Genomic DNA, 23,424 nt, shown 5'->3' on the forward strand with positions numbered 1-23,424 from the left:
CCGGCATGGCCGTTTCTGTTTTTGATCTCTTCAAGATCGGCATCGGGCCGTCCAGCTCCCACACCGTCGGCCCGATGCGGGCGGCCCGGCTCTTTGTGCAGCGTCTGCGGCATGAGGGTCAGCTGGACCGCACGGTGCGGGTGGCCACGGCGCTCTACGGATCGCTCGGAGCTACCGGCAAGGGCCACGGCAGCGACAAGGCCGTGCTGCTGGGCCTGGCCGGCCATGAGCCGGACACAGTGGATGTGGAACGCATCCCCGCCATCCTGGAAGAGATTCGCGGCCGCAAGCGCGTGGCGCTGGGCGGCGAGCATGAGATCGCCTTTGACGAAGCGCGGGACCTGGTGCTGTATCGGCGCCAGAGCCTGCCGCTGCATGCCAACGGCATGCGTCTGATTGCCTTCGACGCCGAAGGCAACGAGCTGCAGAACCGGGTGTATTACTCGGTGGGAGGCGGCTTCGTGGTGACCGAGGAAGTGCTGGCGGACGGCTCGCGTCAGAAGCAGATTGCGCCGGACACCACCGTGCTGCCCTACCCGTTCAAGACCGGTGCGGAACTGCTGGCGCTGACCGAGCGGGAGCATTGCTCGATCGCCGAGATCATGCGGCGCAACGAGGGCCACTGGCGCAGCGACGAAGACACCCGCGCCGGGCTGCTCAACATCTGGCGGGTGATGCAGAGCTGCGTGGAGCGCGGCTGCCGCACCGAAGGCATCCTGCCCGGCGGCTTCAAGGTGCGCCGACGTGCGGCGCAGTTGCACCGCGAGCTGACCAGTGACGCCGAAGCCGCCCTGCGCGATCCGCTCCAGGTGATGGACTGGGTCAACCTCTACGCGCTGGCGGTGAATGAAGAAAACGCGGCCGGTGGCCGTGTGGTGACGGCCCCGACCAACGGGGCGGCCGGCATCATTCCCGCCGTGCTGCACTACTACGCGCGCTTTGTGAACCCACCGCCGCCCGCGCCGCGCGGCGGCGTGGACGCCACCCGCAACGGCCCCGGTGGACGGACCAATCCGGCCCTGGGCGCCCATGAAGACGGCATCATCGATTTCCTGCTGACGGCAGCCGCCATCGGCATTCTCTACAAGGAAAACGCGTCCATCTCCGGCGCCGAAGTCGGCTGCCAGGGCGAGGTGGGCGTGGCCTGCTCGATGGCCGCTGCGGCGCTTTGCGCGGTGATGGGCGGCACGCCGGCCCAGGTCGAGAATGCGGCGGAGATCGGCATGGAACACCACCTGGGCCTGACCTGCGACCCGGTGGGCGGACTGGTGCAGATCCCCTGCATCGAGCGCAACGCGATTGCCTCAGTCAAGGCGATCAACGCCGCGCGCATGGCGCTGCGCGGTGACGGCACCCACCATGTGAGCCTGGACAAGGTCATCAAGACCATGCGCGAAACCGGCGCGGACATGATGACCAAATACAAGGAAACGGCCCGCGGCGGCCTGGCGGTGAACATCGTCGAGTGCTGAGGTCGGGCGCGGTACGCAGCCTCACGCTCCCCGTCGTTCACGCGGCCTGTGCGCGCGTTGGCATTCGCCCCTACAGCGGCAGCGGCTTGTCGCCGGCTTCCCCGGCGCCCTTGTGAACGCGGTTGGCGAGGAACACCTCGCCGATGTCCAGCGTGCTCTCCTGCCCCACCTTCTGCCCGCAAGACGCCAGCCAGCGCTGCGCAGCGCCCCGCCCCAGTTCAAACAGCGTCGTCAGCAGCCGCCAGTCGGTGTTGAGCTTGCTCGACGCGCCGAACGGCGCGAGCCCGGCCTCGTCCGCCACCCGGTGCAGCCGCATCGCCTTGTAGTGACTCGGGTCCACCCGGCGGTCTCGCAACAGGCGTTGCACGAACGCAATCGCCCGCAGTTCCGCCACCAGGCTGGCATTGAAGGTGATTTCGTTGATCCGGTCGTCGATTTCGGCAGCGGTCTTGGGGATGGCGTCGTGCTCCCGTGGGTTGATCTGCACCAACAGGACGTCATCCGTCTGGGTGCCGTAGACCAGGGGCCACAGGGAGGGATTGCCGGAGAATCCGCCGTCCCAGAACGGCTCACCATCAATCACCACCGTCTGCGCACTGCGCGGCAGGCAGGCCGACGCCATCAATGCCTCGATGCTCAGGTCCCCGTCGCTGAAGACCCGTGGCTGCCCGGTGCGCACCGAGGTGGCGGTGACGAACACCTTGATCGGCCCCTTGCGCAGCGCGTCCTCGTCGACATGATGGCGGACGATGTCGCGCAAGGGGTCCAGATTGAAAGGATTGAGCTGGTAGGGGCTCCACAAGCGCAACCAGGCGTCCCAGGCCACCGCTGCGGGCCAGGCATTGCGGTTGTAGATCCAGGGCGGTGGCGCATGGGCGCCCGCGGCATCCGGGCTGGGCGACACTTCTCCCATCATGCCGAACACACTGGGGACGCCGGAGACGGCCTGCCAGAACGACCGCAGCGCCTGACGCGCGCCGGCCGCCCCGCCCTGTGCCATGCCGGTGGCCAGCACGGCAGCGTTCATCGCCCCGGCACTGGTGCCCGACACGCCGTCCATCGCCATGGTCCCGTCTTCCAGCAGCGCATCCAGCACGCCCCAGGTGAAGGCGCCGTGCGAGCCACCGCCTTGCAGGGCCAGGTCCAGGGGGCGACCGACAGGGGCCGGTGCATGGGAATGGGGGGTAGGCGCCATGGGTCTCTCCAGGGGACGCCAGGAATATAGCCGGGCTCAGCTTCTTGGCAATGGCTCGTTTGGCAGCCAGCGTTTGTAGATGGCCTGAAACGTGCCGTCGCGCTTGAGGTCCTGCAGACGGGCCTGCCAGGCGGCCACGGTGGCCTTGGGGGTGCTGAGGGAAAAGGCGATGTAGCCCTCGTTGACCGCGAAGCTGAACAGCTCCCGGAGCTGCGCCGGCTTGACGCCGGCCAGCTCAAGGGTGCGGGGCATGGAGACCCGCTCGCCGGCCAGCAGCGGCGCGCGGCCCGCCATCAGCATCCGGATGCCCTGCACGGGATCACTCACGGTTTGCAGATTGCGAAACCCCGCCGTGCGCAGCTGCTGGGCGGTATACCAGTCCCGCACCACCAGGACGCGGCTGGCATGGCGGGCGTCGTCCAGGTTGCGGGTCGCGATCGGGACGTTGGCCCGGGCGTAAAACGTGCTGCGGAACTGGACCACCGGCCCCACCCATTGAAAGAGCGACTCGCGCTCCGGAATGCGTGCGGTGGCAAACAGCGCGGTGGGCATGGCCTCCTGCGCTTCCCGGAAGGCGCGCGCCCAGGGCAGCACCTGGATGGGCAAGTCCTGGCCCAGCCGCTGCTGGATGGCCTGCACCAGGTCCACCGTCAGGCCGCGCGGCACGCCGCCTTCGCTGAAATTGATGGGGGGAAACTCCTCGGTCAACAGGCGTAGCGACGCGGGAAGCGGCACGCCGGCCTGACCGGCCGAGGGCGCACCGTTGGGGCCCTGGAGGCGACCCAGACTGCCGGGCCCGGTGCTGCCGGCCTCAACGCCGGGGCCGGTGCCGGTGCCGGTAGCGCTGCCACCTGCCATGCCGCCGCTGGCGGCCAGGGGTCCGCTGGCACGCGGCGAGGGTCCCAAGGGGCTCGTCCTGGCGGTGCTGCCAGTGGCAGCCAGCAAGGCGCCGGCCGGCGAGGCCACACAGGCCAGCCCGATCGCGGCCACATGTCGTCGCTGCATATCTGGTCGTCCGATGCCGTTGTACGGAGTATTGGACGGTGATGATAGGGGCGGACCGAAACCACTGCGCGCCTGCGCCCCGTGCAGAACACACGCCGCCCGGGTCTGCGTGGAAGCGCGACGCGCGAGCGCGGCGCGAGGGCGCGGTGTCCTGGGGGCGGTGTCGGGGGGCCCGGGTCCGGGTGCGTCAGGACGGACCGCGCCGTGGTCGAGGCCGCTTTATTTGCCTGCGCGCAGCTTGGTCAGTTGGGCCTGCGTTTCGTTCCACAGATCCATGCCCACCTGCGCCGCCACGCCGGCATTCACCCGGGTCAGCTTGTCGCGCATGCGGGTGGCTTCGGCAGGGCTCAGTTCGTTGACCTGCATGCCCTTGGCCTTGAGTGCGGCCAGGGCCTTGGCGGCCTCGTCGCGTGTGTCCTTGCGCTCGAAGTCACGGCTGGCCACGGCGGCCTTCTGCAGCACAGCCTTTTCGTCCTTCGACAGGCCGTCCCAGAACTTCTTGCTCACCGTCACGATCCACGGGCTGTAGACGTGGTTGGTCACCGTCAGGTACTTCTGCACCTCGAAGAACTTGGCCGACAGGATGGTGTTGTAGGGATTCTCCTGGCCATCGACCGCATTGGTCTCCAGCGCGGTGAACAGCTCGGAATACGGCAGCGGCACCGCATTGGCGCCCAGCTGCTTGAAGCTGTCCAGGAAGACATTGTTTTGCATCACCCGCAGCTTGATGCCGTCCAGGTCTTCCAGCCTGGTGACCGGACGCTTGCTGTTGGTCAGGTTGCGGAAGCCGTTCTCCCAATAGACCAGGCCGACCATGCCCTTCTCTTCCAGCTTGCCGCGGACCTTGTCGCCCACCGGGCCGTCCAGCAGCGCATCGGCTTCACGGGTGTTGTTGATCAGGAACGGCGTGTCCCAGAGCGCCATTTCCTTGGCGATGCCGACCAGCGTGGCGGTGGAGCCCACCATCATCTCTTGAGCGCCGCCGATCAGCGCCTGCTGCATCTGCGTGTCCGGGCCCAGCGCAGCGCCGCCGATGGCACGCACCTTCATCTTGCCGCCGGAGAGCTTCTGCACCTCGTCGGCGAAGACCTTCACCGCGCGGCCCTGGTTGCTGTTCTCGGCCAGGCCATAACCGAAGCGGATCAGGCGGGGCTTGATGTCCTGCGCGGCGGCGGGCAGCGCGGCCAGCAGCACGGAGGCGCAAGCGGCGGCGAGGGCCAGACGGCGGCGGATCGGGGAGCGGTTCATGAGAGTCTCCTGGTTGGACCTGGATCGGTCTTGTTGAATGCTTGAATCGTGCGGAACGGTTGCGGGGTCGCTGCGGAAGCGGTCGCTCAGCGCCACCAGTGCATCGGCACCGTGACCAGCGCCGGGAAGCAGGTGAACGCCACGAGGATGACCACATAGGTCAGCAGGAACGGATTCACCCCCTTGATCACCTGATGCATGGACAGCCGCCCCACACCCGCCACCACATTGAGCACCGTGCCCACTGGCGGCGTGATCAGACCGATGGCGCCATTGAGCACGAACATCAGGCCGAAGTAGACGGGATCAATGCCAGCCTTGACCGCGATCGGCAGCATCACCGGCGCAAAGATCAGGATGGTGGGGGTCAGGTCCAGCGCGGTGCCGATCAGCACCAGCAGCACCATCATCAGCGCCATCAGCAGTCGCGGGGATTCGATCAGCCCGCCCAGCCACTGCGTCAGCACGCCCGGCAGATCGGCCAGGGTGATCATGTAGCTGGCCACCTGCGCGCCGGCGCAGAGGAACATCACCACCGCGGTCGTCTTGGCAGCACGCACCAGCACGCCGTGCAACTGGCCCACCGACATTTCGCGGTGCACCACAAAGCTGATCACCAGCGCATAGAACGCGGCCACCACGGCGGCTTCGGTCGGCGTGAAGATGCCGGACTTCATACCGCCGATGATGATCACCGGCATCAGCAGCGCCCAAAAGGCCTTGAAGGTGGCGCGCATCCGGTCGTTCCAGGAGAGCGCCTGGCCTTCCGGCAGGTTCAGCTTGCGCAGCTGCAGCTTCCAGGCGATGAGCAGGCCGGCGCCCATGAACAGGCCCGGCACGATGCCGGAGACGAACAGCGCCGAGATGGAGGTGTTGGTCGTGACCCCGTAGATCACAAAGGGCATCGACGGCGGGATGATCGGCGCGATGATGCCGCCCGAGGCGATCAGGCCGGCGGACGTGGCCATCGGATAACCGTGGCGCTGCATCATCGGCAGCAGGATGGTGGCCAGGGCGGCGGTGTCCGCCAGCGCGGAGCCGCTCATGCTGGCCATCAGCACGGCCGCGCCAATCGCGACGAAGCCGAGCCCGCCGCGGATGTGCCCCACCCAGGCCTGCGCCATCTCGATGATGCGCCGGCTGATGCCGCCGGAGTTCATCAGCTCACCCGCCAGGATGAAGAACGGCACGGCCAGCAGCGGGAAGCTGTCGATGCCGGCCACCAGGTTCTGCGCCAGCAGCTGGGTGTCCCAGAAGTCCAGCGCCCAGGCCATGCCGGCGCCGGTGAGCACCAGCGCGAACGCCATCGGAATGCCCAGGCCCATCAGGACCAGCATGCCCGCGATGAAGATGATGAAGGACAGTGCCTCGTTGCTGATGCCGGTCATCACTCGACCTCCAGTTCATGATCGAGATTGAGCGGCTGGGCGCGGACCAGTTGCCACAGCGCCATCAGGCCGATCAGCACGCTGCTGATCAGCGCCGGCAGCGGCAGCAGGGCGTTGGAATACCCGAGCACCACTGAGCGGCTGTCCAGGCCCACGACGACCTGCTGCCAGGCGCCCCAGGCCACCATGCCAGCGGCAGCCACGACGGCCAGGCGGATCAGTGCGGCGATGACGGTCATCAGCCTGCGACGGCGCCGCAGCGGCAGCAGCAGGCTGGTGAAGGCCATGTGCTCCCCCAGCGGATAGGCCGCGGTGGCGCCGATGAACACCATCCAGACAAACAGCAGCCGCGACAGCTCTTCGCTCGCAGCCACGCCGCTGCCGAAGCCATACCGCAGCACGACGTTGATGAAGACCGCCAGGGCCATCACCGCCAGGCACAGGGCCATGGCGCCTTCGGCCAGGCGCAGCCACAGCGGACGCGGGCCGTGCACGGGGGGCGGCTGGTCGTTGCCGGGTGGGACCGGCGGACGCTGCGGGACCGGCGAGGGCGACGACAGCGGGGACGATGCAGGCGTGGGCGTCATGCGCGGGTCTCCTTGGACGCGGGATCAGGGTGCGCCAGGCTGGCGCCAGCTGCGAGGCTCGCCCGCTGGGCAAGGATCGATGCGATCTGCTCATCCAGCGACAGCTCGGCCGACACCGTCATCACACCGGCCTCGCCGACCGGCGACTCCAGCGTATTGAACTGGCTGTCAACCAGGCTGGCGGGGAAGATATGCCCCGAGGCGCGGGCCGTCACCCGGGTCAATGCGAGGCTGCGGTCGATGTCGATGAAGACGAACTGCAGCGACGGACTCGCCTGACGCAGACGGTCCCGATACACCCGCTTCAGCGCGGAGCAGCTCAACACCACCGGGCCGGGAGCCTGCAGCAGCGCGCCGAGGCGGTCCAGCCAGCCCCAGCGGTCTTCGTCGGTGAGCGGCTGGCCGGCCTGCATCTTGGCGATGGACGCGGCCGAATGATGGGCGTCCCCTTCCACGAAGGGCCATTTCAGCTGGCGCGCGAGAGCAGCGCCCACGCTCGTCTTGCCGCAGCCCGCCACGCCCATCACCACGATGGACGCGCAGCCATTGTCTTCTTCAGCCATGTCTGGCCTTTCTGCTCCGCCATCCGGTTGGATAGCGCTGTCCCGTTATCGAAAAAGAGACGGCGAAACGTTCGCCGTCGGTTGTCGCTGCGCGGGCCCCATGGCAGCGGCCCACATCCCGTCCCAACGCGCTCGTGTCGGCCGCCGCGTGCGCCGCGACTCTGTCTGTGCCTAGGGCTTCCACGGCTGATGTCGTGGACCGGGTAGCGCTATCCTACGCCGGAGCGCCACGCACCTCGCTAGGGAAACTACGCACCATGAGCCAGCCATCCGCCCCAAAACGACGCCGAGCCACCGGCCGGGTCACCCTCCAGGATGTGGCCGTGGCGGCGGGGGTCAGCCCCATCACCGCCTCCCGCGCGCTGCGTGGGGAACGGGGAGTGGCGGCGGACCTGGTGGAACGGGTGCAGGTGGCGGTGCGGGAGCTGGGCTATGTGCCGGACCCGGCCGCGCGCGCCCTCGCCTCGGCCAAGAGCAACCAGGTGGTGCTGCTGGTGCCGCTGCTGTCCAACGCGCTGTTTGTGGACCTGCTGGATGCGGCGCAGCGGACACTGCTGCAGGCCGGCTACCAGAGCATGATCGGCGTGACCCACTATCAGCCGGAAGAAGAGGAAGCGCTGCTGCGCACCTATCTGATGAACCGGCCAGCCGGGCTGCTGGTGACCGGCTTTGACCGCACCGATACCGCCCGCAGCCTGCTGACCGGCAGCGGCGTGCCGTGTGTGCACCTGATGGAGAACCGCGCCGGCGACGGTCTGTATTCGGTGGGCTTCTCGCAGGAAGATGCCGGCCGTGCGATGACACAGGCGCTGATGGACAAAGGTTATCAACGCATCGCCTTTGCGGCCGCCCAGCTGGACCCGCGCACGCTGCAGCGCGCCACCGGCTACCGCGCCGCATTGGGTGACCGGCACGACCCGCGGCTCGAATTCATGGATGCGGCGCCCTCCTCCTTCGCGCTGGGAGCGCAGATGTTCGACCGGGTGCTGGCCGATGCGCCGGACGTGGACGCCATCTTCTTCAACAACGATGACCTCGCCCAGGGCGCGCTGCTGCAGGCGCTGCGGCGCGGCATCGAGGTGCCTGCCCAGGTGGCGGTGGCCGGCTTCAATGACCTGATCGGCGGTGAGCAGATGCTGCCGCCGCTTTCCACCGTGCGTACGCCACGGGGCGAGATCGGGTTGAAGGCCGCGGAGATGCTGATTGCACTGATGCGCGGAGAGGCCGTGGAGCAGCCCTGCGTGGACCTCGGCTTCGAATTGCTGATGCGCGGCAGCTGCTGATGCGAGGCCGTTGCGGATGGGCGGCAGCGGTCAAGGTGCGGCGCTTGCAGATGGGTGCCGGCCGACGATGCGCGCTTGCCGACGATGCGCGCTTGCCGACGATGCGCGCTTGCTGACGATGCGCGCGTGTTGATCCGAGGCCCAATGAACAATGCGGGGCCAGGCCCCGCATTGTTGTTTCAGACCCGGTCTGAGTCGTCGCCCCGGGTCGTCAGTCCGCGATCCCCGGCGTCGGCGTGAAGCCGCCCGCGCCGGTCAGGCCACGGGACGCGTCGGCCGCCCCCGCACCGCCAGAGCGCTCACCCTGCGCCGCATGGAAGGTCTTCGCGCCCCGCACCAGGTAGGAGTAGATCACCGGCACCACCACCAGCGTCAGCAGCGTCGAGGTGATCACCCCGCCGATGATGGCGCGGCCCATGGGTGCCTGGATCTCACCCCCGTCGTTCAGGGCGATCGCCATCGGCAGCATGCCGAACACCATCGCCGCCGTCGTCATGATGATGGGCCGCATCCGCACCAGCCCGGCCTGCAGCAGCGCCTCCGGAATGGACAGGCCCTCCTTGCGAGCATGGTTGGCAAAGTCCACCAGCAGAATCGCGTTCTTCGTCACCAGGCCCATCAGCATCACCAGGCCAATCATCGAGAACACATTCAGCGTCGTGTTCCAGAACAGCAGCGCCAGCATCACCCCGATCAGCGACAGCGGCAGGGACGCCATGATCGCAATCGGCTGCAGGAAGCTGGCGAACTGGCTGGCCAGCACGATGTAGATGAACACCAGCGCCAGGCCCATCGCCATCACCAGGCCGAGCATGAAGTCCGCCTGCTGCTTGCCGTCGCCGTCCACCATGAAGCTGATGCCCGGGGGCAGCTCGGTCTCCTTGATCAGCTTCTGCACATCGGCATTCACATCGCCGGACGGACGACCCTGCACGCCGGCATACACCGCTTCACGGCGTTGCAGGTTCTGGCGGCGGATCACCTCGGGGTTGAACACCTCTTCCAGTGTGGCGACCTGCTCCAGCGACACCGGCGAGCCGTCCTTCGCAAAGGCGACCGGCAGGCGGCGCATCTGCTCCAGGTTCTGACGTTGGTCCTTGGGCAGGCGCAGCAGCACCTCCACCTGGTTGCCGTCCGGTGTGGTCCAGTAGGTGGCCACCTCGCCGTTGACGTACGCATGCAGGGACGAGGCCACCATTGGCGCATTCAGGCCCAGCTCACGCACGGCCGAGTCTTTCAGACGCACGGCATAGGTCGGCACGCCGGGCTTGACGGTGGTGTCCACATCCACCGCGCCCTTGATCTTCTTGACCTTCTCGGCGAAGTCCTTGGCTACCTGGGTCAGCACCTGCGGGTCGCTGCCCAGGATGGTGATCCACACCGGGCGGTTGAAACCGACGCTCACTTCCACGCCCGGAATGCGTGAGATTTCGGCGCGGATGGCGTTTTCCACCTCGTTCTGGCTGCGCTTGCGCTCCCGACGGTCCACCAGCGCGATGTTGAGCGACGCCTGGTTGCGCCCGGTGGACATGCCCTCCCCGCTGGCACCGACCACCGTCGACACCGTCTTGACCTCCGGCATGCGGGCCAGGATCTCTTCCACCTGACGCACCTTGTTGTCGCCACGGTCGAGGCTGGTGGCCACCGGCATGCGCAGGCTCAACTGGGTGAAGCCCTGGTCGGTTTGCGGCACGAATTCACCGCCGACCAGCGGCACCAGCATCAGCGCGCCGACAAAGCTGGCCACGCCGCCCAGGGTCACCAGGCCCCGCGGGGTGATGGTGGCCAGGCGCAGGCGCCGGGGCAATTGCCGCTGGCGTTCGCCATGGGCATCAAAAGGACGCGCCCACACCGGCACCGGCGGCACGAACAGCCGATACCGACGCCCCGAGAAGATCCAGCGGATGCTGACCTCATACCAGCGGTGCAGCACATCCATGCCGGCGTCGGTGGCGCGGATGAGATGGCCCACGCCCGGCACGCGCTTCAGGTGGGTCGAGGGCGGGTCATGCCACACCGAGGACATCATCGGATCGAGGGTGAAGCTGACGAACAGCGACACCAGCACCGCCACCGCGACGGTGATGCCGAAGGGATAAAAGAACTTGCCGATCACGCCGCCCATGAAGGCGACCGGCACGAACACCGCGCAGATGGCGAAGGTGGTGGCCATCACCGCCAGGCCGATCTCGTTGGTGCCGTCCTCGGCGGCGCGGCGGTGGTCCTTGCCCATGCCCACATGCCGCACGATGTTCTCCCGCACCACGATGGCGTCGTCGATCAGCAGGCCGATGCACAGGCTCAGCGCCATCATCGTCATGAAGTTCAGGGTGAAGCCGAAGGCATAGACCGCGATGAAGCTGGAGATCACCGAGATCGGCAGCGTCAGCCCGGTGATCACCGTGGAGCGCCAGCTGTGCAGGAACAGGAAGACGATGGCCACCGTCAGCAAGGCGCCCTCCACCAGCGTGTGGCGCAGGCCCTTGAGCGAGTTCTTCACGAAGTCGCTGTTGGCATAGATCAGGCGCAGCTCCATGTCCTTGGGCAGCGTCTTGCGAAGCTCGTCCAGGGCCGACTGGATGGCTTCGCCGGTGGCGACGATGTTGGCGTCCTGCTGCTTGAAGATGTTGAAGTTGACCGCCGGCTGGCCGTTGATGCGGGCGATGGAGTCTTTTTCGCGCTCGCGCTCGACCAGCGTGCCGAGGTCACCAAGGGTCAGGTTCAGATCGCCGCGGCGGGCCACCACCACATTGACGAATTCCTTGGGGTCCTTCACCTTGCCTTCCACCCGCAGCATGGTGTCGGTGGCGGCATTGGACAGCAGGCCGACCGGCGAGTCGGTATTGGCCTGATTCAGCGCGGTGGCGATCTGCGCCGGGGTGACGCTGTAGGCGCGTAGCCGCTGCGGGTCGAGGTCGATGCGCACTTCACGCAGCGCCAGACCGCCCACGTCCACCCGGGCCACGCCTTCGACGCGGGACAGACGCTTGGAGACGACCAGGTCCGCCGTCATCGACAGCTCGCGCGGCGTGCGGGTCTTGCTGAGCAGCGCGGCCACGACCACCGGCTGGGCGTTGTCGCCTTGGAAACGGGAGACGGTGGGCGGCTTGGCGTCCTTCGGGAAGTTCGCCTGGGCCAGGGCCACCTGATCCCGCACCTCCTGCATGGCGCGGTTCATGTCCACATTGAGACTGAACTCCACGCTGGCCTGCACCCGGCCTTCGAAGCTGCGAGACTGGATGCGGTCCACACCGGCGACGGTGTTCAGCGCTTCTTCCAGCGGCTTGGCAATCTCACGTTCGACGGCTTCCGGCGAGGCGCCGGGATAACGCACGTCGATCCAGGCGCCGGGCAGCGAGATGTCGGGCATCTGCTCGACGCCGAGCTTGGAGTAGGAGAACAGACCCAGCACACACAGGGCCACCATCACCATGGTGGCGAAGACCGGGTTCTGGATCGAGATACGGGTCATCCACATGGGGAATCCCTTCTTGTTTTGGTCGAGTCTTCAGGGATCACTGGGTGGTGGCGCTGGCCGATGCACTGGCCACGCTCGCCTTGGGCGCCACCACGGTGGCGGCCTGACCTTCCTTGAGGTTGTCGAAGCGGGCGCCAAGCACCTGCGAGTCCGGCGACAGGCCGGCGACGACTTCCACCCGGCCCTCCCGCGGGTCGCGGCGGCCGGTGGTGACGATGCGGCGCACGAGGTTGCCCTTGTCGATCACCCAGACATGCTCCTGGCCGGAGACGCTGCCCAGGGCCGTCAGCGGGACGGTCATGCGCTGCTTGTCGTCCGGCATTTCGACGCGGGCCACGGCGTACTGACCGGCGCGAAAACGCTCACCGGGGTTGTCCAGCGTCAGGGTGACGCCGATGGAGCGGGTCCCCGGCTCCGCCGCGGGCGCGATGCGGGCGATGCGGGCCTCGACGGGCTTGTCGAAGCCTTCCACCTGCATCTGGACGACCATGCCGGGCTTGAGGCGGCTCACCTCATGGGTGCCGACCAAGCCGGCGAGTTCCAGCCGGGAGAGGTCGACAATGGTCAGCACCTGCTGTTCTGCGGCCACCTTCTCGCCGGGCACCACATGGCGTTTGGACACAATGCCGTCGATGGGGGACAGCAAGGCGGCCTGGTTCAGCAGCACCCGGCTGGTGGCCAGCTGAGCCTGGGCGGACAGCATCTGGGCACGGGCGGTCTCCAGGGCGGAGCGGGAGTTGTCCAGGGCGGTGGGGGCGATAAAGTTCTGCGTGGCCAGGCCCTGGTTGGCTTTGTACTGGCGCTCGTACTGTTCATACTGGGCACGGGCGGATTCGACGCCTGCGTTGCGCTCGTCCACCTTGTGGCGCAGTTCCTCCAGGTCGAGTTGACCGAGGCTCTGGCCCGCCTTGACGCGGCTGCCCTCGCCCACCGACAGCGCCACCAGACTGCCCGACGCCTTGGCGCGGACGATGACGGTGTTCGGCGCCACCAGCGGGCCGGAGAACTCGATCACCCCCGGCATGCTGGCTGGTGTCGGGCGCACCACTTCGCTGGCCTGGAACTCCAGGGGCGGCTTGCCAGCGTCCTTCTTGGGCTCCGGGGCGGCCTGGCGGCTGGTGGCAAAAACGGCGGCACCGCCCGCCAGAACGACCACGGCCAATCCGCCGACCCATACCTTCTTGCGCATGTTCTCCCCCAATCTCATGAACCGCTTCGTCGGACCCTGGGATCTGGTGCGACCCCACAACGAAGCTCGAATGCGGCGGAGTGTAGGAACCGGTTCCCCTCGTAGGGGGTGAACTGCGACGAATTGCAGATTGCGGAGCATGAACTGCTGAGGCGCTCCACGAGACGGCTTCAGCGGGACGCTTCAAAAACGTGGGGGGCGTGGTGGACTGCGGAGGAAGGAGCACGCCCAGGCACCTTTTGCTCCATGTCCCTTCTGTCCGGCTGCGCCGGCCATTCATTCCTTGACTTCCGCAAAAGGCACCTGGGCGCACTCCTTCCCGATCGCGGTCTGCGGGAGAGGGCGGAGCACAGTGCGGAGCGCGCTGCTCCCTCCCCCGGGGATCGCCGTCCGTTCAGGCTGCAGGTGGCCGCTGGGCGGCAATCGCGGCCATCGGCAGCTCGACATCCCCGCACTGCGCGCGGTCCATCAGCACATGGTCCATGACCACCAGCGCCAGCATCGCCTCGGCGATCGGCGTGGCGCGAATGCCGACACAAGGGTCGTGACGGCCGAAGGTCTCCACCGAGGTCGGTTCACCGGCCCGGTTGATCGAGGCCTTGGGCGTGCGGATGGAACTGGTCGGCTTGATGGCGATCGACACCCGCAGGTCCTGGCCGCTGGAGATGCCGCCCAGCACCCCGCCCGCGTTGTTGCTGGCAAAACCTTCCGGCGTGAGCTCGTCGCCGTGCACGCTGCCGCGCTGGCGTACGCTCTCGAAGCCGGCGCCAATCTCCACACCCTTGACCGCATTGATGCCCATCATCGCGTAGGCAATGTCAGCGTCCAGCTTGTCGAACAACGGCTGGCCCAGGCCCGCCGGCATGCCGGTGGCTTCCACCATCAGCCGGGCGCCCACCGAATCACCGTCCTTGCGCAGCTGGTCCATGTAGGCCTCCAGCGCGTCGATCTGGCTCGTGTTGGCGGCAAAGAACGGGTTCTGGCCGACGTGCTGCCAGCCCTCGAAAGCGATGTCGATCTCCCCCAGCGCGGTCATGCAGCCGCGGAATGCCACCCCCAGCTCCTGCGCCAGCCACTTGCGGGCCACCGCACCGGCCGCCACCATCGGGGCGGTCAGGCGGGCCGACGACCGGCCGCCCCCCCGGGGGTCGCGCAGGCCGTACTTGCGCCAGTAGGTGTAGTCCGCATGCCCCGGGCGGAAGGTGTCCAGGATGTTGCCGTAGTCCTTGCTGCGCTGGTCGACGTTGCGGATCAGCAGGCAGATCGGCGTACCGGTGGTCTGGCCCTCGTAGACGCCGGACAGGATCTCGACCTGGTCCGGCTCCTGCCGCTGCGTCACATGGCGGGAGGTGCCAGGGCGCCGACGGTCCAGCTCCGGCTGGATGTCTTCCACCGACAGCGACAGCCCCGGCGGGCAGCCATCAATGACGCAGCCGATCGCCGGGCCATGGCTCTCGCCGAAATTGGTGACGCGAAACAAGCTGCCGAAGGTACTGCCGGACATCGAGGAACCTGCCAGGGCTGAAAAGGGAAGCATCGATTCTACGAGCGCCACCCGGGCGCCAGGCGCCCCAGCCCACCGTGCGGACGTAAAAACGGCCCCTCAAAGGGGCCGATTCAGGCAGCGATTGGGAAACCCAGGCTTCGCCGCGCGCCGTCAGGACGCCTGCGCCTGGCCGCCCTCTTCCGCCGGCCAGTCCCGGATGTAGGCCTTGAGCATGCGGTTTTCGAAGTCCTGGGCATCGACGACCGTCTTGGCTACGTCATAGAACGAGATGACGCCCATCAGCTGGCGCCCGTTCAGCACCGGCATGTAGCGGGCATGACGGCCCAGCATCATGCGGCGGACTTCATCGATTTCAGTGGCGGGGGTGCAGGTCAGCGGTGCGTCGTCCATGACGCTGCGAACCAGCGAGGTGCCCACGCTGCCCCCATTGCGGGTGATGGCCTGGATGACTTCGCGGAAGGTCAGCATGCCCACCAGATCGTCGAACTCGATCACCACCAGCGAGCCGATGTCGCGCTCGGCCATGGTGGTCACGGCGTCGGCCAAAGGCTGGTCGGGAGAGACGGTGAAGAGCGTGTTGCCCTTGACGCGCAGGATGTCGGAGACTTTCATGCCCCTCAACATAGCACACAATGCCCGCTGCAAGCGCGCCGCGCGGCAGGGACTGATCAAGATCATCGCCCGATGCAGCGGATGCCCCACGAACAAGCGATGACGGCCGACCACGGCCGCAACGACAGGAGACATTTCATGGCAGGTCCCGCCGACCCAGGCTTTGACACCCTTGCGCTGCATGCCGGCGCCAGCCCCGACCCGACCACCGGCGCCCGCGCCGTCCCGCTGCACCTGACGACCTCCTTTGTCTTCGAGAGCACCGAGCAGGCGGCCGGCCTCTTCAACATGGAGCGCAGCGGGCACGTCTATTCGCGCCTGTCCAATCCGACAACGGCCGTGCTCGAAGAACGCATCGCGGCACTGGACGGCGGCGCCGGCGCGGTGGCCACGGCCAGCGGCCAGGCGGCGCTGCACCTGGCGGTGGCAACGCTGGCAGGCGCCGGCCATCACATCGTGGCTTCGTCTGCGCTGTACGGCGGCTCGCACAACCTGCTGCACTACACCCTGCGCCGCTTCGGCATCCACACCACCTTCGTCCCGCCCGGAGACCTGGACGCCTGGCGCAACGCCATTCGCCCCGAGACACGCCTGCTGTTGGGCGAAAGCCTCGGCAACCCAGGGCTGGATGTCCTGGACATCCCCGCCGTCGCCCAGATCGCCCACGACGCCGGCCTCCCGCTGCTGGTCGACGCCACCTTCGTGACGCCCTACCTCCAGCAGCCGCTCGCGCTGGGTGCGGACCTGGTCTATCACTCCGCCACGAAGTTCCTGTGCGGACACGGCACGGTGGTCGGCGGCCTGCTGGTCGATGGCGGCCGGTTCGACTGGGACGCTGCCCATGCAGCCAGCGGTGCCGAGCGCCGCTTTGCGGAGCTGTGCGAGCCGTATGACGGCTTCCACGGCATGGTGTTCAGCGAAGAGAGTTCCGTCGGCGCCTTCCTGCTGCGCGCCCGCCGCGAGGGCCTGCGCGACTTCGGCGCCTGCATGAGCCCGCACACCGCCTGGCTGATCCTGCAGGGCATCGAGACCCTGCCCCTGCGCATGCAGCGGCATGTGAGCAATGCCCAGAAGGTGGCGGAGTTCCTCTCCACCCACCCCCTGGTCGCGCGGGTGGCTTATCCGGGCCTGTCCGATCATCGGGACCACGCGCTGGCCCAGCGCCTGCTGCCGCGCGGCAGTGGCGCCGTCTTCAGCTTCGACCTGAAGGGCGGCCGGGACCACGGCCGCAAGTTCATCGAATCGCTGCGGCTGTTCTCCCATCTGGCGAATGTGGGCGACGCCCGCTCGCTGGTCATTCATCCGGCGTCGACCACCCACTTCCGCATGGACGATGCAGCCCTCGCGGCATCCGGCATCGGCCCGGGCACCTTGCGCCTGTCGATCGGCCTGGAAGATCCGGACGATCTCATCGCAGACCTGACCGCAGCATTGAAGGGGGCCGCCAAATGAAGATCAGCCTGGGCTCCCAGACCGCCTATGCCTACACCGGCGGAAAACCCTTCGACCCGGCGCTACCCTGCGTCGTGTTCACCCACGGTGCCTTGCACGATCACAGCGTGTGGACGCTGCTGGCGCGGTATCTGGCCCATCACGGCCATTCGGTCCTGGCGGTGGACCTGCCCGGCCATGGCCGCAGCGACGGCCCGCCCCTGCCCGATGTGGAGTCCCTGGGCGGCTGGGTGCTGGGGGTGATGTCCGCCGCCGGCGTCGAACGCGCCGCGCTGGTTGGCCATTCGATGGGCTCGCTGATTGCGCTGGAAGCGGCCGCGCAGGCGCCGGACCGTTGCTCGCGGCTGGTGATGGTGGGCACCGCCTGGCCGATGAAGGTGAGCGACGCGCTACTGAACACGGCACAGGAACAACCGGAACAGGCGATGGCGATGGTGAATGCGTTCTCGCATTCGACGCTGGCCGCCAAGCCGTCCTATCCGGGACCGGGGGTGTGGCTGCATGGCGCCAATCTGGCGCTGATGCAGCGGACGCAGGCGCGTGCTGCGGCGCACACCAACCTGTTTCTGCATGACTTCCAGGTGTGTGACCGCTACAGCGGCGCGCCGGCGGCTGCCGAACGGGTGAAGGCGCCGACACACCTGATCCTGGGCGCCAGGGATGTGATGACGCCGCCCAAGGCGGCGCGTCAGTTGTCCGAGATGCTGCGGGCGCAGGTACAGACGCTGCCGGCGGGTCATGCGCTGATGACCGAGGCGCCGGAAGCACTGCTGGCGGCGGTGCGGTCCGCGCTGGCATAAGGTCGCGCGCAGCGGGAAGCGCCGGGCGCAGCGGGATGGTCCCACGCGAGAGGCGTCGCGCGCAGCGGGATACGGCAACGCGGGAGGCGCCCGTGGCTCACGCCTGCGGATGAGGCCTGCGGATAACGTCCCTGGGGGGTGCCCGTCGTTGGCGACGGCCCGCCTCACGCGGGCCGACCGATCACCCTCGGTTCAGACCTGCTGTGCTGATTCCGCCTTCTGCGCGGCAGCCGCCATCTGGTCCTTCAGCGACTTCAGCATGTCATCGACCATCTTGTCGAGGTCGTACTGGAGCTTCCAGCCCCAGTCACGCTGGGCGACGGTGTCGTCGATGGCCTGCGGCCAGCTGGCGGCGATCTGCTGGCGGAAGTCCGGCACGTACTCAATGGTGAAGTCGGGGATGTGGCGGCGGATCGACGCTGCGATCTGCGCCGGGGTGAAGCTCACGCCCGCCAGGTTGTAGCTGCCCCATTCGGTGATGCGATCGGCCGGCGCTTCCATCAGCTCCAGCGTGGCCCGCAGTGCATCCGGCATGTACATCATCGGCAACGCCTGGTCTTCCCGCAGGAAGCAGGTGTAGCGGCCATGCTTGAGCGCCTCATGGAAGATCTCGACCGCATAGTCGGTGGTGCCACCGCCCGGCGGCGTCTTCCAGCTGATGAGGCCGGGATAACGCAGGCTGCGCACGTCCACGCCGTGGTTGGCGTGATACCAGCGGCACCAGCCCTCCCCGGCCAGCTTGGAGACGCCATAGACCGTCGTCGGATCCATCACCGTGGTCTGCGGCGTGCCCACCTTGGGCGTCTGCGGACCAAAAGCAGCGATCGAGCTGGGCCAGAACACGCGTTCGAACTTCACCGTGCGGGCCAGTTCCAGCACGTTGAGCAGGCCCTTCATGTTGAGGTCCCAGGCCCACATCGGATGCTTTTCACCGGTGGCCGACAGCGCCGCGGCCAGGTGATAGACCTGGGTGATGCCGTGGCGCTTGACCACGGCGGCAAGCGCCGCTGCGTCCGTCACGTCCAGCATCTCATGCGTCAGGAAGGGCACGCGGCCTTGCGGGGCCACGTCGCTGGTGATCACGCTTGCGTTGCCGTGACGCTGCGCCAGCGCCACCGCCAGTTCGGAACCGATCTGGCCGTTGGCCCCGATCAACAAAATCTTGGTCATTGCGTTGTCTTGTCTGTCGCTTACTTCACCAGCCCCAGTTCACGGCCGGCCTGGGCGAAGGCGGCCACAGCCTTCTCCAGATGCTCGCGTTCGTGAACGGCGGAAATCTGCACCCGCACCCGCGCCTGTTCCTTCGGCACCACCGGATAGAAGAAGCCGACCGCATACACGCCCAGTTCCAGCAGACGGGCGCTGAGCTGCTGCGCCTTGACCGCATCAAACACCATGATGGGCACGATCGGATGAGTGCCCGGCTTGATCTGGAAACCGGCCTGCTGGATGGCTTCGCGGAAATAGGTGGTGTTGGCTTCCAGCTTGTCGCGCAGCGCGGTGCTGGCTTCCAGCAGGTCCAGCACGGCCAGCGAGGCACCGACAATGCTCGGGGCGACGGTGTTGGAGAAGAGATAAGGACGCGAGCGCTGGCGCAGCAGCTCGATCACTTCCTTGCGGCCGGTGGTGAAGCCGCCGGACGCACCGCCCAGGGCCTTGCCCAGGGTGCCGGTGATGATGTCCACCTGACCATAGACACCGCGATGCTCATGCGTGCCGCGGCCGGTCTTGCCCATGAAGCCGCTGGCGTGGCATTCGTCGATGCCCAGCAGCGCGCCGTGGCGGTGGGTGATCTCGCGGATCTTGTCCAGCTGGGCGATGGTGCCGTCCATCGAGAACACGCCGTCGGTGAAGACCATCACATGGCGGGCGCCGGCCTGACGGGCTTCGACCAGCTGACGCTCCAGGTCGGCCATGTCGTTGTGCTTGTAGCGGTAGCGCTTGGCCTTGCACAGACGGATGCCGTCGATGATGGAGGCGTGGTTCAGCTCGTCGCTGATGATGGCGTCCTGCTCGCCGAGCAGCGGCTCGAAGAGGCCGCCGTTGGCGTCGAAGGCCGCGGCGTAAAGGATGGTGTCCTCGGTGCCCAGGAAACGGGCCAGGCGCTGTTCCAGTTTCTTGTGGATGTCCTGCGTGCCGCAGATGAAGCGCACCGACGACAGGCCGTAGCCGTGGGTGCGCAGCGCCTCATGAGCGGCTTCCAGCACTTGCGGATGCGCCGACAGGCCCAGGTAGTTGTTGGCGCACAGGTTGATGACCTCGCGACCGTCGCGGGTCGTCACCACCGCGCCCTGCGGGCTGGTGATGATGCGTTCGTTCTTGAAGAGGCCGGCCTCGCGGATGCCCTGCAGCTCGGTCTGCAGATGGCGGTAGAAGTCCTCGGTGGAGGGAGTCTGGGGGGCCTGGGTGGTCATGCGGGGAGCTCCTGCGGCACAATCCGTTAAATCGAACACGTTCGTTATATCGAACAGTCGTGCAGTATCAAGGAATCAAAGAAGCGGGTCAAGGCGGCGCGTCCAGCGGGCACGCTGGCGGGGCGCGCCTGATCTGAGTGAGCCATGTCCGCCAATCCGTCTGAAAAACTCGAACCTCCGCGCGTCGGCGCCACCTTGCAGGCGCTGCGCCAGGCGCAGGGCCTGTCGCTGGACGAACTGTCGCGGCGGGCGGGGGTGTCGAAGTCGATGCTCTCTCAAATCGAGCGGAATCAGGCCAATCCCACGGTGGCAGTGGTGTGGCGATTGGCCAATGCGCTGCGAGTGGAGCTGTCCGAGCTGCTGGGCGGGGAGCGGCCGGCGGCGCCGCCGATCGAGGTGGTGGCCGCGCATTCGACGCCGGGGCTGTCCAGCCCGGACGGGTTGTGTCGGCTGCGGATCCTGGGGCCGATCGACCTCGCGGGGCAGTTCGAGTGGTATGAACTGACGGTGCAGCCGGGCGGCGCGCTGGAATCCGAAGCGCATGAGCCGGGCTCGCGGGAGCACCTGAGTGTGCTGAGCGGCGAACTGGAAGTGACTGCCGGGGGCAGCCGCCAGATCGTCAAGGCCGGGGAGACCGCTCGCTACGCCGTTGATGGCGCCCATGCCATCCGCAATGTCGGCAAAAAAGCGGCGACGGCCATGCTGGCGGTGATTCACGCCTGAGCGTCAGGCCATCGACTTCCATGGGTTGATCAGTTCAACGCCCGCGCGGTCGAAGTCTTTGACATTGCGCGTGGCCACGGACATGCCGCGTGCGGCGGCGATGGCCGCAATGGCGGCGTCCGCAAAGTTCATTTTGCGCCCCGCCGCGGTCGTGCTCGCATGAATGCTTGCGAACGCGTTGGCGGCGTCCAGATCGAAATCAAGGACCTGCCCTTCAAACAGCGCGATCACGTCGTCCACGGCGCGCTGGAGTTCATTTCGACGCCGCCCCCGCGGCAGCAACTGCACACCGGCCAAGAGCTCCGCGACAGAGATGCTGGTGAGAAACAGCGACTGGGGATGCTGAGCGTCCAGCCAAGTCAGCACCTCGGTGTTGGGCTGCGCCCGAAGCGGCTCGGACACCACGTTCGTATCGAGAATGATCATTCGAACTCCGCGGGTCGAATGGCAGACTTTCTTGCAGGCAGGTCGAGTTCGACACCGCCCGCCCGTCGACCGATCGCTGCGAGCGCCGAACCGAGCCCCGGCTGGGGCTGGCGCACGGCGTCTTCCAGAATCTGCCGGACCTCGGCCTCAGTGCTTCGGCCATGGCGTGCGGCACGAAGCTTGAGCGCTTCATGAGTGGCATCGGGCAGGTTGCGGACAGTCAAGGCGGCCATTGATATCACTCCAGTTGACTTTGATATCAATTCTAAATCACAACGCTCTGTTACCGACTTCCCGGTACGATCCCTTCAAAATTGTCGAGAAGAGAGAGGGAGCGTTTCAGGTAGTTCCATTGATGCAACAACGCTCATTGAAGTCCGTCCCCGTTTCCGCTCCGGTTTTTGCTCCGGGTTCCGAACCCGTCGAGGATCAACCCGCCGCGCCCACCAGCATCCGGCCGGCGCCTGAGGACCAGTTGCAAAAACTGGCCATGCTGGAAGGGTCCGCCCGCTTGCGGGTGGCCGAGCAGCGCGTGCGCCACGGTCTGGAAGACCCGGCCATTCGCGTCCAGCCGTCCGCCTCCACGCCCCTGCACACGGCGCGGCACACCCGCACGTCCGGCAACACCTACGCGCCCACCGCCCAGGGCGCCAGCAAGACTTCGCGCTGGCGGATCGGGCTGCTGGTGCTGGCGATGCTCCTGCTCGGCGGGGCCGCTGCCGTGCACTGGCTGCGTTGATCAACATTCGACGTGATCACGGGCGTTCAAGCGGTTCATGGAGTGCATGGAACGCAGCGAGTTCATGAGCCGTATCCACGCCCCGCTGATCGACGCGAAGGTGCTTTCGGACGGTTGCTACATGACATCCATCAAATTCCAAGGTTGTCATTTGATCCCAGCGCCAACTGAAAACCTGCTCATTCGCACCCATGAGTCTCTGCATTTTTCCGAGATGACTCATGAAGATTTCTTCGCTGGTCCGATTTTTCAGCCCGCAGACGTCGCAGCAGCGGGCAAATCAGGCACCTCACCGCCCCACGCTCAATCTCTCGGCGCCCTTGGGCAACCGGCAGGACGTGCAGCTCTGGAGCGCCCAGTTGCCAGCCGCCCTGGCGTTGGTCAATGAACTCGATGCGGCCCTGCCGCCCTCGCACCTGACGAAGTTGGGCGGTGTTGGTCGCACATCCACCAGGGCCACAACGGGCGATGCCTCCTTCAGCCTGGGTGGTGGAACCAGCAGCCACCCGGTCCAGATCAAGCCCGGCATGGGGAATCAGACGGGCGTCGCGCTCAACGCCTACGAACTGAGCCGTGACAGCATCGTCATGGGCCGCCCCGACAATGCGGCTTCCGCTGCCTTCGGCGCCATGTGCCTGCAGAAGGGCGTGCGCGCTGTCTTCGACCTGACCAGTCCCGACGCCCCCGGACGCCATTGCATGAAGAGCAATGCACCCTGGGTGAAAGGCGACACGCGGGTTGAGTTCCGATGCCCCCTGCACAACGGTTTTCCCGTGGAGCACCGTGCTCAATTCGGCGACCTGCAGGCCACGCGTCGGGATGTTGGGGTCCGAATGGAAGTGGGCGGCAAGGGTTTGCCGCCCCTGCGTCCGCAGCAGCCGCAGCCCAAGTGGAACAACGGTGCCCAACCAGCCTCTTCGGTCTTGGAATGGTTCCAACTGCCGCTCGAGCCCGGACGAGCCATCCCACCACGGACGCTCCTGGCGCTCAGCCAACACGCTGAAGTACTGGGTGAGGGCGGCGATGCAGCCTGTGTCTTCCAAAGTGCAGACGGCGGCCGCACCGCTGCCATGGCCGCGGCGGCCCATGATCTCTATCGCCTGCTGAAGAATCCAACACGCCGTGACCGCCCGGTCATGGACTCGGTCACCGAGGTCTGCCTGCGCGGACGCGCCCGCTTCAGCCCCGATCTCTTTACCGCGCCGGAAGAAGTGGCCTCACTGATCGGCATGGCGCGGTTGATGGAACAAGAGGGTCTCCTGCCGCGGGCAATCCGCGCCCACGCCTGAGCGCCCCTTCCGCCAGCACTGCAGCCAGCCTCTTCAGGCCAGGCTGCAACGCCT

General features: G+C 67.1%; 21 protein-coding genes. 7 read left to right on the top strand and 14 right to left on the bottom strand.

Annotated features, from left to right (window positions below):
- The first annotated feature begins 5 nt into the window (after positions 1-5).
- On the top strand, positions 6-1,472 hold the full coding sequence (locus FHS28_RS04490) for an L-serine ammonia-lyase (RefSeq protein WP_088448899.1): 1,467 nt from the start codon (positions 6-8) through the stop codon (positions 1,470-1,472).
- A gap of 70 nt (positions 1,473-1,542) precedes the next feature.
- On the opposite strand, the gene FHS28_RS04495 is transcribed toward FHS28_RS04490, so the two are convergent.
- From FHS28_RS04495 to FHS28_RS04520, 6 genes are all read right to left on the bottom strand, one after another.
- Entirely contained in the window at positions 1,543-2,667 is a 1,125-nt protein-coding gene (locus FHS28_RS04495) for a patatin-like phospholipase family protein (RefSeq protein ID WP_088448898.1), read from the bottom strand.
- Between the two features lie 36 nt (positions 2,668-2,703).
- A complete protein-coding gene (locus tag FHS28_RS04500; RefSeq protein WP_088448897.1) occupies positions 2,704-3,672 on the bottom strand; it encodes a substrate-binding periplasmic protein in 969 nt (322 codons plus the stop codon).
- Between the two features lie 219 nt (positions 3,673-3,891).
- Positions 3,892-4,920, bottom strand: a complete 1,029-nt coding sequence (locus FHS28_RS04505; protein WP_088448896.1) for a TRAP transporter substrate-binding protein — start codon at positions 4,918-4,920, stop codon at positions 3,892-3,894.
- An 86-nt stretch (positions 4,921-5,006) separates the two neighbouring features.
- A complete protein-coding gene (locus tag FHS28_RS04510) occupies positions 5,007-6,308 on the bottom strand; it encodes a TRAP transporter large permease (RefSeq protein ID WP_088448895.1) in 1,302 nt (433 codons plus the stop codon).
- Positions 6,308-6,757, bottom strand: coding sequence for a TRAP transporter small permease subunit (locus tag FHS28_RS04515; protein ID WP_088449694.1), 450 nt, complete (start codon positions 6,755-6,757; stop codon positions 6,308-6,310). Before FHS28_RS04515 ends, FHS28_RS04510 begins: the two co-directional genes overlap by 1 nt.
- A 134-nt stretch (positions 6,758-6,891) precedes the next feature.
- Positions 6,892-7,458, bottom strand: a complete 567-nt coding sequence (locus FHS28_RS04520; protein ID WP_246409480.1) for a gluconokinase — start codon at positions 7,456-7,458, stop codon at positions 6,892-6,894.
- A gap of 257 nt (positions 7,459-7,715) precedes the next feature.
- On the opposite strand from FHS28_RS04520, the gene gntR reads away from it, so the two are divergent.
- Entirely contained in the window at positions 7,716-8,741 is a 1,026-nt protein-coding gene (gntR, locus tag FHS28_RS04525) for an HTH-type transcriptional regulator GntR (RefSeq protein ID WP_088448894.1), read from the top strand.
- 211 nt (positions 8,742-8,952) lie between these two features.
- Here gntR and FHS28_RS04530 read toward each other — a convergent pair whose 3' ends face one another.
- From FHS28_RS04530 to FHS28_RS04545, 4 genes are all read right to left on the bottom strand, one after another.
- Positions 8,953-12,219: an efflux RND transporter permease subunit gene (locus FHS28_RS04530; RefSeq protein WP_088448893.1), complete on the bottom strand. Its 3,267-nt coding sequence runs from the start codon at positions 12,217-12,219 to the stop codon at positions 8,953-8,955.
- A 37-nt stretch (positions 12,220-12,256) separates the two neighbouring features.
- On the bottom strand, positions 12,257-13,408 hold the full coding sequence (locus FHS28_RS04535) for an efflux RND transporter periplasmic adaptor subunit (protein WP_088448892.1): 1,152 nt from the start codon (positions 13,406-13,408) through the stop codon (positions 12,257-12,259).
- A gap of 394 nt (positions 13,409-13,802) precedes the next feature.
- A complete protein-coding gene (aroC, locus tag FHS28_RS04540) occupies positions 13,803-14,912 on the bottom strand; it encodes a chorismate synthase (protein ID WP_088448891.1) in 1,110 nt (369 codons plus the stop codon).
- Positions 14,913-15,065: 153 nt separating this feature from the next.
- Positions 15,066-15,527 carry a CBS domain-containing protein gene (locus FHS28_RS04545; protein WP_088448890.1) on the bottom strand — a complete coding sequence of 154 codons (462 nt, stop codon included), beginning with the start codon at positions 15,525-15,527 and terminating at the stop codon, positions 15,066-15,068.
- A gap of 138 nt (positions 15,528-15,665) precedes the next feature.
- On the opposite strand from FHS28_RS04545, the gene FHS28_RS04550 reads away from it, so the two are divergent.
- A complete protein-coding gene (locus tag FHS28_RS04550) occupies positions 15,666-16,979 on the top strand; it encodes an O-acetylhomoserine aminocarboxypropyltransferase (RefSeq protein WP_088449692.1) in 1,314 nt (437 codons plus the stop codon).
- Entirely contained in the window at positions 16,976-17,779 is an 804-nt protein-coding gene (locus FHS28_RS04555; protein ID WP_088448889.1) for an alpha/beta fold hydrolase, read from the top strand. Before FHS28_RS04550 ends, FHS28_RS04555 begins: the two co-directional genes overlap by 4 nt.
- A gap of 192 nt (positions 17,780-17,971) precedes the next feature.
- On the opposite strand, the gene FHS28_RS04560 is transcribed toward FHS28_RS04555, so the two are convergent.
- Positions 17,972-18,949: an NAD-dependent epimerase/dehydratase family protein gene (locus FHS28_RS04560; RefSeq protein WP_088448888.1), complete on the bottom strand. Its 978-nt coding sequence runs from the start codon at positions 18,947-18,949 to the stop codon at positions 17,972-17,974.
- A gap of 20 nt (positions 18,950-18,969) precedes the next feature.
- Entirely contained in the window at positions 18,970-20,193 is a 1,224-nt protein-coding gene (kbl, locus tag FHS28_RS04565; protein ID WP_088448887.1) for a glycine C-acetyltransferase, read from the bottom strand.
- Between the two features lie 144 nt (positions 20,194-20,337).
- Between kbl and FHS28_RS04570 the strand changes: the two genes are divergently transcribed.
- Positions 20,338-20,916, top strand: coding sequence for a helix-turn-helix domain-containing protein (locus tag FHS28_RS04570; RefSeq protein ID WP_088448886.1), 579 nt, complete (start codon positions 20,338-20,340; stop codon positions 20,914-20,916).
- Between the two features lie 3 nt (positions 20,917-20,919).
- Here FHS28_RS04570 and FHS28_RS04575 read toward each other — a convergent pair whose 3' ends face one another.
- Both FHS28_RS04575 and FHS28_RS04580 read right to left on the bottom strand, forming a co-directional pair.
- A complete protein-coding gene (locus FHS28_RS04575; RefSeq protein ID WP_088448885.1) occupies positions 20,920-21,342 on the bottom strand; it encodes a type II toxin-antitoxin system VapC family toxin in 423 nt (140 codons plus the stop codon).
- Positions 21,339-21,575: a FitA-like ribbon-helix-helix domain-containing protein gene (locus FHS28_RS04580; protein ID WP_088448884.1), complete on the bottom strand. Its 237-nt coding sequence runs from the start codon at positions 21,573-21,575 to the stop codon at positions 21,339-21,341. Before FHS28_RS04580 ends, FHS28_RS04575 begins: the two co-directional genes overlap by 4 nt.
- A gap of 242 nt (positions 21,576-21,817) precedes the next feature.
- On the opposite strand from FHS28_RS04580, the gene FHS28_RS04585 reads away from it, so the two are divergent.
- Complete coding sequence (locus tag FHS28_RS04585; protein ID WP_184294143.1) at positions 21,818-22,081, top strand: hypothetical protein; 264 nt, start codon at positions 21,818-21,820, stop codon at positions 22,079-22,081.
- A 221-nt stretch (positions 22,082-22,302) separates the two neighbouring features.
- Positions 22,303-23,370 (top strand): hypothetical protein, encoded by a 1,068-nt coding sequence (locus tag FHS28_RS04590; protein ID WP_088448882.1) that lies wholly within the window; start codon positions 22,303-22,305, stop codon positions 23,368-23,370.
- The last annotated feature ends 54 nt before the right edge of the window (positions 23,371-23,424 follow it).

Origin of the sequence: Roseateles terrae (assembly GCF_014192155.1) — a bacterium.
In the GTDB taxonomy this organism is placed as follows: domain Bacteria; phylum Pseudomonadota; class Gammaproteobacteria; order Burkholderiales; family Burkholderiaceae_C; genus Roseateles; species Roseateles terrae.